Here is a 9485-nt window from a genome sequence, read left to right as displayed (position 1 = left end):
TCCACGGGCCAACGGGCTGGCCCGTGCACAGTGGGGCCACTCGAGTTGAGCGGTCGTGTGGACGATGGGGCCACTCGAGTTGAGCGGTCCTGTGGACGATGGGGCCACTCGAGTTGGGGTGGGGGTGGTCAGGGCGGGGTGAGGCGGTCTCCGCCGACCCACACGGCGGCGATGTCAGCGGGACCGCCGAGGGCGATCGTCTTGGCGAGGGCGTCCTCGGGGGACGCCGCGTGACGAAGCCCGACGTCGAGCGGCAGGCCGACAGCGGGTCGGACCCAGATCGCGTCGAACTGCTTGCCCACGCCGAGGTCGCCCACATCGTCGAGTCCGAGGGCCAGCGCCCCAGACCGGGTCGCGAGGTGGAGCAGGTCCGGTGCGGTCAACGGCAGACCGTCCGGCCCGAGCAGCTGCTGCACGAGGTAGGCCTGGAGCGCCTCCTTGAGCATCGAGAATCCGGTCCCCGCGCCGACGTCGGAGCCGAGCGCGATGCGCACGCCCTGCCCGACGTGCCGACGCATCGGGAACATGCCGCTGCCGAGCGAGGCGTTGCTCGTCGGGCAATGGGACACCGAGGCCCCGCGGCCGGCGAGCAGGTCGAGCTCGGGGTCCGTCGCGTGGACGTTGTGAGCGAGGACCGCTCTCGAGCCGAGGAGGCCGTGCCGGTCGTAGGTGCCGACGTAGTGCTCGGCAGCGGCGAAGAGCTGGGCCACGGCGGTGACCTCGGCGACGTTCTCGTTGACGTGCGACGTGAACCACGCGCCGTCGACGTCCTTGAGGACTGAGGCGCACGCGTCGAGCATCTCATCGCTCGCGGAGTACGAGAAGCGCGGCGTCACGGCATAGCGGGTGCGCCCGACCCCGTGCCACCGCTCTGCCAGTGCCGTCGACTCGTCGTAGAAGCGGTCCGGCGTGGTGAGCAGCGGCTCCGGCAGGCTCCGGTCGCTTGCCACGAGCCCGGCGGTGACCCGCAGGCCGCTGCGCGCGGCTGTCTCGAAGAGGACGTCGACGGCGGCCGCGAAATGGGAGCCGAAGACGAGGGCGGTGGTCGTTCCCGCTGAGACGAGACCGCGGACGAACTCCTCGGCGACCGCGCGGGCGTAGTCGGTGGACTCGAGTCGCGCCTCCTCGGGCAGCGCCCACTCGTCCAGCCACTGGAGCAGCGGGAGACCAAGGGCTCCGATGACGCGGACCTGCGGATAGTGGACGTGGGTGTCGACGAGCCCGGGGAGGATGAGCCCACCACGGAGGTCGACGACGTCGTGCCCGGGGTGGGCCCGAAGCGTCTCCGCGAAGGGACCTCGGGCCGTGATCCTGCCGTCCACCACGACGAGCGCAGCGTCAGTCTCGGACCGGAGCCGTATGCCGCCGGGGGCCGTGCCGTCAGGGGTGTCGAGGACCGTGCCGCGGAAGATGGTCATCGGGGGCGCGCCTGCGTCGCAGCCTGGGCCGCTGCTCCGCCGTGTGCCGCTGATGCTGCGTCCCGCTCGAACGCCTGAACGAGGGCGGCGGCCACGCTGATCGCGACCGTCGACGGGTCCTTGCCCTCGAGTCCCGGCAGGCCGATCGGCGAGGTGATCCGAGCGATCGCCTCGGCTGCGTGGCCCTCACGGGCCAGGAGGGACTCGAAGCGGCGCCACTTCGACGACGACCCGATGAGGCCGATCGAGCCGAGGTGGGTGCACCGGAGTGCGGCGTCACAGAGGGCTGCGTCCTCGGCATGGTCGTGCGTCATGATCAGCACGTGGGTCCCGGCCGGTACCTGCCCGAGGACGAGCTCGGGGACGGGCGCGTGGTGCACGTGGACCCGCGCCAGCGCGTCGGCGAGCGGTCGGAGGCGCTCTGGCTCGAGGACCTGAGCACGCGAGTCGACGAGGTGCAGCTCGACGTCGCGCCGCGCAAGGATCCGGGCGAGCTCGAGACCCACGTGCCCGACGCCGAAGATCGCCACCGCGGGCACGACGGCGAGCGGCTCGAGCAGGACGGAGACCTCGCCGCCACAACACTGCTGGCCGTGCTCCGACTGCGCCCGGTCGCTCAGGGTGAGGGTCAGCGTCTCGGGGGCGCCGTGGCCCGACGCGATGAGCTCGCGGGCCCGCGCGATGGCGGTGGCCTCGAGGTTCCCGCCGCCGATCGTGTCCCAGACGCCGTCCGCGGCCACGACCATCTTTGACCCGGCGTCACGTGGCGCGTGACCGCGGACCGACGTCACGGTGACCAGGACCCCAGGTCGGCGCTCGGCCCTCAGGTGCTCGACGGCGCGCAGCCAGTTCACGACGGCACCTCCGAGACCCTCGGGGCGTCTCCGGGGACGACCGGGGCACCGGGGGAGCCGTTCCCCGGAGCGAGCCCAGCGGCATACGGCCCCTTGGAGCCTGTGCCGGCACCGCCGGGCAGCGCGCTGCGGGCCTGCTCGACGGCCCAGTACACGGCCTCCGGCGTCGCCGGCGAGGCGAGGTCGATGCTCACCCCTGGTGGGCCGAAGGCCGCAGCGGCTCGCCGCAGCGCCTCGCGCACCGAGAAGGCGAGCATGAGCGGGGGCTCACCGACCGCCTTCGAGCCGTAGATGGCACCGTCCTCGTGAGCGTGCTCGAGGAGCGTGACGTTGAAGACCTCCGGCATCTCGGAGAAGGACGGCAGCTTGTACGTGCTCGCGGCCTGCGTGGCGACCCGACCACGGTTCGGACCGTCACCCTCGTCCCAGCGCAGGTCCTCCAGGGTGAGCCACCCGGCCCCCTGGACGAAGGCGCCCTCGATCTGACCGATGTCGACGACCGGACTGAGGCTGTCGCCGACGTCGTGGACGATGTCGACGCGGCGGGTCCGGTAGGCGCCGGTGAAGCCGTCCACCTCCACCTCCGCCGCCGCGACGCCGTAGGCGAAGTACTTGAAAGGAGAGCCCCGCATCGTGGTCGCGTCCCAGGTCAGGCCCTCGGTTCGGTAGTAGCCCGCCGCCCACAGCTGCACCCGCTCGAGGTAGGCCTTGGCGACCAGCTCCTCCCACGGCAGGCCCGCGTCGCCGTCGACCTCGGCCAGCCGCGCCCGGATCTGCTCGCAGGCATCCTTGATCGCGCCGCCGTTGAGGTCAGCTCCCGAGCTCGCGGCCGTCGCCGAGGTGTTGGGCACCTTGTCGGTGCGGGTCGGTGCGAGGCGGACCCGCGACAAGGGCACACCGAGCGCGGTTGCCGCGACCTGGACCATCTTCGTGTGCAGACCCTGGCCCATCTCGGTGCCGCCGTGGCTGACGAGGACCGAGCCGTCCTTGTAGACGTGGACGAGCGCGCCCGCCTGGTTGAGCGGCGTGAAGTTGAAGGAGATGCCGAACTTCACCGGCGTCACCGCGAGGGCGCGCTTGGTGTGGGGCTGCGCCTCGTTGAACGCGGAGATCTCCGCGCGGCGGGCAGCGAGGTCGGACTTCGCCGCGAGCGTGTCCCAGGCCCGCACGAGCCGTTCTGGCTGCCGGACCTCCTGACCGTAGGGAGTCGTCTGCCCCGCGCTGTAGAGGTTGCGCCGGCGCAGCTCGTCGGGATCGAGGCCGAGGTGTGGCGCGCACCGCCCCAGGATGTCCTCGATGACGAGCATGCCCTGGGGACCGCCGAATCCGCGGAACGCCGTCTGGGAGGTCTTGTTGGTCCGGGCGATGCGGCCCCACAAGCTCACGTCGGGAAGGTGGTACGCGTTGTCCACGTGACACAGCGCCCGCGCCATGACGGCCTCGGACAGGTCGAGGCTCCAGCCGCCGTCGGAGGTGAGGGTCGCATCGAGAGCCTCGAGGCGCCCGTCCTCGGCGAAGCCGACGCGCCACGAGGCGTGGTAGCCGTGGCGCTTGCCGGTCATCGTCATGTCCTGGGTCCGGGTGAGGCGCACCCGGACCGGGCGGCCGGTGAGCGTCGCCCCCAGTGCCGCGACTGCTGCGTAGCCGTGCGGCTGCATCTCCTTGCCGCCGAAGCCGCCTCCCATGCGCAGGCTCTGCACGGTGACCTCGTGGTGGGGCACCCCGAGGACGTGCGCGACGATGCCCTGGGTCTCGGTCGGGTGCTGTGTGCTGCTGTGCACGAGCACCTGTCCGCCCTCGTCCACGAGGGCGATCGAGGCATGCGTCTCGAGGTAGAAGTGCTCCTGCCCGGCGAACTCGATCTCGCCGGTGAAGACGTGGGCGGATCGAGCCAGGCCCGCCTCGACGTCGCCGCGGCGGACCTGCCGGGGCGTGCCCTGGAACGACTGTGCCCCGATCGCCTCCGAGAGCGTGATGATCGCGGGGAGTGGCTCGTAGTCGACCCCCTCTGCAGCGATGGCTGCTGCCCCGATCCGAGCAGCCTCGAGGGTCTCGCCGAGAACCCAGCAGACCGCGTGACCGTGGAACATCACCTCGGACGGGAAGAGCGGCTCGTCCCCGAGGACACCCGAGTCGTTGAGCCCCGGGACGTCGTCGGCGGTGAGGACCCGCACGACGCCGGGCACGGCGAGCGCCGGGGAGGCGTCGAGGCGGGCCACCCGGGCGTGGGCGTGGGGGGCCTGAACCGGATGGGCGTGCAGCAGGCCGGGGATCCGTCCGGCCAGGTCGTCGGTGTAGAGGGCGGCGCCGGTCACGTGGAGCGAGGCAGACTCGTGCGGGATGGCGAGGCCGACGACGCCCCCGTCGGGACGCTCGGACAGGCGGCTCATGCGCCCACCTCCTCGGGACCAGGGTGCTCTGACTGGAGGCGCAGCAGGGCCGTGCCGAGCATCGCTGTGCGGTAGGCCGCGCTGGCGCGGTGGTCGTCCAGCGGGGTGCCCTCCTCGCGCATCACCGCAGCGGCGGCCAGCGCCGTCTCGGGCGTCCACGGCTGCCCCTCGAGTGCTGCCTCGGTGGCGTGGGCCCGGACCGGGGTGGCCGCGACCCCGCCGAGCCCGACGCGGGCCCTGGTGACGACCCCGTCGGTGACGGTGAGTGCGAAGGCCGCTGCAACGCTCGAGATGTCGTCGAAGCGGCGTTTCGCGATCTTGTGGAATGCGGTGACATTGCCGAGGGGCAGGGGGATCCGGACCGCCCTGATGAGCTCGTCCGGCCGCCGGACGGTCTCCCGGTATCCCGTGAAGAAGTCCGCCACGCGGACCTCGCGCTCCGTGTCGGCAGAGGCGAGGACCACCGTCGCATCGAGGGCGAGGAGGACGGGCGCCGCGTCACCGATGGGGGACGCCGTGGCGAGGTTGCCCCCGATCGTGGCGGCGTTGCGGATGAGGCGGGACGCGAACTGGGGGAGCAGGTCGGCCACGAGCGGCACCCGGCCCGCCAACGCGGTCTCGACCTCCGAGAGCGTGAGCGCGGCCCCGACCTCGACGCTGTCGTGTCCGACCTCGAACGTCCGCAGCTCGGGGACCCGGTCGATGCCGACGACGAAGGGCGCGCGGGCGGCGCGGAGGTTGACCTCGACGCCCCAGTCCGTGGAGCCCGCGACGACGACGGCGCCGGGGTGCTCGGAGAGGAGCGCGAGCGCGTCGGCGAGGTCGACGGCCCGGGCGTACATGCCCGTCGATCCGGTGAGGCGAGTGCGCGGCGGGGGTGGCGAAGGACGGTCCCGCCGGGCGGCGAGGGGGTCATCCGGTGCGGGGGACCCGACCGCGTAGGCCGCGTCGCGGATCGGGCGGTAGCCGGTGCACCGGCACAGGTTGCCGGAGAGGGCCTCGAGCTCGAAGCCGTTCGCGCCGACCCCGGGATCGGGGTCGGGATCCGTGTCGGGATCGGCGGTATCGGTCCGCCCGGCGCGGTAGTACTCGGCCGCCATGCTGCAGACGAAGCCCGGCGTGCAGTAGCCGCACTGGGATCCGCCGCGCACCGCCAGCTCGTGCTGCACGGGATGGAGCGAGTCGGGGGACCCGAGCCCCTCGCTCGTCACGACCTCCTGCCCGTCGAGCGAGGCCGCAGCGACGAGACAGGCGTTGATCCCCGTCCATTGTGTCTGACCGGTTCGAGCGACGTCCGGGCGGGCGACGAGGACGGCGCACGCACCGCACTCGCCCTCGGCGCAACCCTCCTTGGCTCCCGTCAGCCCGTGCTCACGCAGCCAGTCGAGGGCGGACGTGTGCGGCTCCACGCCGCCGAGCGAGAGCCGTCGGCCGTTCACCGACACCGCCAGAGCGGACGGGCCGGGCCTGCCCGGGTCGGACTCGGTGATCTGTGCCTCCGTCAAGGAGCCCATAGTCCCCTCCTTCGGGCGCCGCGCGCGCCGTACCGCCGGCCGACCGCGTGGTCGACCAGGCATGGTTACGGGTCGCTCCGCACCGCTGGTTATCCATGCAGAACAGCGGCCGGGGTGCCTTCGATCGTACGACGTGGGTGCCCGGTCGCCCACCTGATTGGCCCGGGTTTTCCGCACGCCGCCTGAGGCTGTGGACAACCCCGGACCCGCCGGTCGCCGAGTGGCGATGCTCGTGCCATGACAGGAACCCGCCACGACCTGCCCGACGACTGGGCGCGCCGACCCCTGACCGACCCGGACCTGTTCGAAGCCGTGGTCGACCTCGCCGTCTTCGAGGCGCTCCGTGCCGCTGGTGGCGTCGCCCTCCTGCTCTGCCACGCCGATGGCCGTCTCGTTCAGCCGGTCATGGTCGAGAGCGTCAACTCGGCCTCGCCCCCGCACGAGGCCGAGGCCCGGCTGACGACGATCCTCGGTGAGATCGCCGCGTCCGGGGTCCCCGCCGTGGTGATGGCGATCGCCCGCCCCGGTGCGCCCTCAGCCACCGAGCGGGACCGAGAGCTGCGGCAGGCCTTCGACCGGGTGTGCCGGGCATGCGGCCTGAGGCTGCTCGGGGTGGCGCTCGCGGTCCCCGGTTGCGTCACTGTGCTGGAGGCCGCGTCGGATTCCGCGTCGGACTCGGACGCAGCCTGAGCACGAGTCAGCAGCTGGCCGCTGTGTGACCCCGGCGGGCGTGGAGGCCAGCGATCCGGTGAGGAGGGGGTACGGTCGGATGCCGTGCCCAGCCGCGACCCAGCCCCGAAGGAGACCCCGCTGATCCCGCCCACTGAGCCCAGCGGCATACTCGGTGAATTGTCGGGAGGGCAACGTCGGGGTGCCCTCCTCGGTCCCCGGCGGGGGCAAAACGGGAGCAATCCACGTTTCCCCCGGGCCCGACCGGCAGGTAACCTAGCCCGCGTCCTGTACGCACCTCCACGCGTGCAGCAGCAAGAACGCCCCTGCCCCCGGGGCGGCGAGGGAGCAGCATGACACGTACCGACAGCGTCGACGTCAAGCGTTGGCGCGCGAAGTACGCGCTGATCGAGCGAGCGGCCGAGGCGGACCAGGACGCGAAGGCGCTCTTCGCCGAGATGGACGCGGAGCGCACGGCACGCAACGGCGAGCTGCGGGAGATCCTCGCCGACCTCGTGGCCTCGGGCGATCTCATGGCCTTCAAGGAGGCGCTCGGGCACTGGGCCCGCAAGGACGGTCCCTACGTCGGCTTCGGGCCGGTGGGCGGGCCGTGGGTGGCGGCCCTCGTCCGGCGCGGCGAGGAGGACCACGCCGAGGTCATCGAGCTGCTGGCAACCGCGCTCCAGACACCCGCCTCACCGCAGGACGCGTCCGACAAGCTCCAGTCGGTGGACGCCTTCCTGTCCCGTTCAGGCTCGCGCGGCCACCGGGCGCCGAGCCCGGCCCAGACGGCCTACGTCCTGTCCCTCTTCTGGTCCACCGACGACGCGGGCGAGTGGCCGCTCATGTGGGAGAACGCGCCGCACATGCTCCAGCGGCTCGGGTGGCTCGAGCGCGGGCTCTCCCACGCCGAGCGCTACGTCGCGTTCGCGGCGCTCTGCTCGGCCCTCCGCCCGGACGACCCCCGCTACGCCTCGCGGATCCTGTGGTGGTTCAAGGAGACCCAGGCCTTCGTCGGCATCGCTCCGAAGGTCGTCGACGTGTGCGTCGAGGCCGCGGAGCTCGCGGCGGACTTCCGCCCGTCGACCGGCTACGCCGACGCCAAGCACGAGGACCGCGCCGCCGACCTCGCCCGCCAGCTCCGGGGCGAGGCCGACCACATCTCCGACAGCCTCATCGAGCGCCTCTCCGCCGAGACCGGCCTCTACCTCGAGGCGCCGACGCTCGCCCTCCAGCAGCACGCGGGTGACGACTCCGCCTACCGGTCCGACCTCTACGCGTCCTGGATCCTCGTCGGCGGTGCGGGCGCTCCGGGCTTCCGACTGTGGGTCACGCCGTCCGGTGTCGCCTTCGGCCTCCACGGCGGCTGGGAGGGCGAGAGCGACGAGCAGCACCGTGAGGTCGGTGGCCTCATGCAGTCGCACCTGCCGCGCGGGATGACCTTCCTCCGCGTCCACGACGACGGCAGCGCGGCCGGCGAGGGGCGCATCGAGCCCGTGGGACGCGAGTACCCAGGTGGCGAGACCTTCGTCGGCAAGTGGTGGAAGGACACGAGCGCCCTCGGGCGGGCCGACTTCGCCGACGAGATCGCGACGACGGCGCGAGCCCTCACCCCGCTGCTGCGCTTCATCTCGTCGAGCCAGCGGGGCGGACCCGAGGACCCGAGCCTCGAGCTGAGCGCGATGGCCGACCTCGAGTCCGAGGTCGAGATCTTCAAGGCCGAGCGGCCCTACCCCAACGAGCGGGACGCCTGGCACCAGGAGCAGCGCCGCGTCTTCGCTGCCGCGCTCTCCCGCGAGGGGCTCGAGACCTTCGACCTGCCCACCTTCAAACGCATCGTGTCGACCCGCGGCTACGGCGACATCGGCGCGCAGTCGGTGCTCATCAGCTCGATCAACGCGCTCGACGCCGCCGGGATCGACGAGCTGCGCCTCATGGTGCGTTACCTCCTCTGGGGTGAGGGGCGCGACGAGGAGCGGATCAACTCGGTCCTCGGCACGGAGGACCTGCCCGTGCAGGGCTTCAGCGAGAGCGTCGTCATGAAGCTCTTCGCCATCGCGCACCCCGAGCACTGGCTGCCGCTCTTCACGCTCGCGGGGGAGTCGGGCAAGATCGCGATGCTCGCCCGCCTCGGCGGTCCCGCGCGGTGGACCGAGGGCAAGTCACGCGGTCGCATGCACGTCGAGACCAACGCCCTGTTGCGCCAGGTCCTCGACCCGCTCCTGCCGGAGGACCCGTGGGGTCAGGCCCAGCTCGCCTACTGGCTCATGCGCCGCTCCGACAAGGCGCTCATGCCCGACCACGACGCCCTCGGCGAGGCCGCCAAGGAGCTGCTCATCGACGAGGCGTTCCTCCGCGAGATCCAGGCCCTGCTCGAGGAGAAGAAGCAGGTCATCTTCTACGGGCCGCCGGGCACCGGCAAGACCTACCTCGCGCAGCGCTTCGCCCAGGCCCTGCAGCCCGACCCCGCCAAGCGCGACATCGTCCAGTTCCACCCGAGCAGTTCCTACGAGGACTTCTTCGAGGGCTTCCGGCCGCAGATCGACCACCAGGGGCAGATGGTCTACGAGCTGCGCAAGGGTCCGCTGGCCCTGCTCGCCGAGGCAGCCGAGGCGGACCCGCTCACGCCGCACATCATGA

General features: G+C 72.3%; 6 protein-coding genes. 2 read left to right on the top strand and 4 right to left on the bottom strand.

The window, feature by feature from the left end:
* Nucleotides 1-128 precede the first annotated feature (128 nt).
* From guaD to LOY02_RS15530, 4 genes are read right to left on the bottom strand one after another with little or no spacing between them, the layout of a single operon-like run.
* The gene (gene guaD, locus LOY02_RS15545) at nucleotides 129-1418 is read right to left on the bottom strand and encodes a guanine deaminase (protein ID WP_317183273.1); all 1290 of its coding nucleotides are present in this window, start codon (nucleotides 1416-1418) and stop codon (nucleotides 129-131) included.
* Nucleotides 1415-2272 (bottom strand): xanthine dehydrogenase accessory protein XdhC, encoded by an 858-nt coding sequence (gene xdhC / locus LOY02_RS15540; RefSeq protein WP_317183272.1) that lies wholly within the window; start codon nucleotides 2270-2272, stop codon nucleotides 1415-1417. Before xdhC ends, guaD begins: the two co-directional genes overlap by 4 nt.
* Entirely contained in the window at nucleotides 2269-4662 is a 2394-nt protein-coding gene (xdhB, locus tag LOY02_RS15535) for a xanthine dehydrogenase molybdopterin binding subunit (protein WP_317183271.1), read from the bottom strand. Before xdhB ends, xdhC begins: the two co-directional genes overlap by 4 nt.
* Complete coding sequence (locus LOY02_RS15530; protein WP_317183270.1) at nucleotides 4659-6176, bottom strand: xanthine dehydrogenase small subunit; 1518 nt, start codon at nucleotides 6174-6176, stop codon at nucleotides 4659-4661. Before LOY02_RS15530 ends, xdhB begins: the two co-directional genes overlap by 4 nt.
* Nucleotides 6177-6413: 237 nt before the next feature.
* Here LOY02_RS15530 and LOY02_RS15525 point away from each other — a divergent pair, with 237 nt between their 5' ends.
* Nucleotides 6414-6866, top strand: a complete 453-nt coding sequence (locus LOY02_RS15525) for a hypothetical protein (RefSeq protein ID WP_317183269.1) — start codon at nucleotides 6414-6416, stop codon at nucleotides 6864-6866.
* Nucleotides 6867-7198: 332 nt separating this feature from the next.
* On the top strand, nucleotides 7199-9485 hold a 2287-nt coding region (locus LOY02_RS15520; RefSeq protein WP_317183268.1), incomplete at its 3' end, for an AAA family ATPase.

Source organism: Intrasporangium sp., assembly GCF_032907665.1.
In the GTDB taxonomy this organism is placed as follows: domain Bacteria; phylum Actinomycetota; class Actinomycetes; order Actinomycetales; family Dermatophilaceae; genus Intrasporangium.
This window is presented reverse-complemented; position numbering and strand designations above follow the sequence as displayed.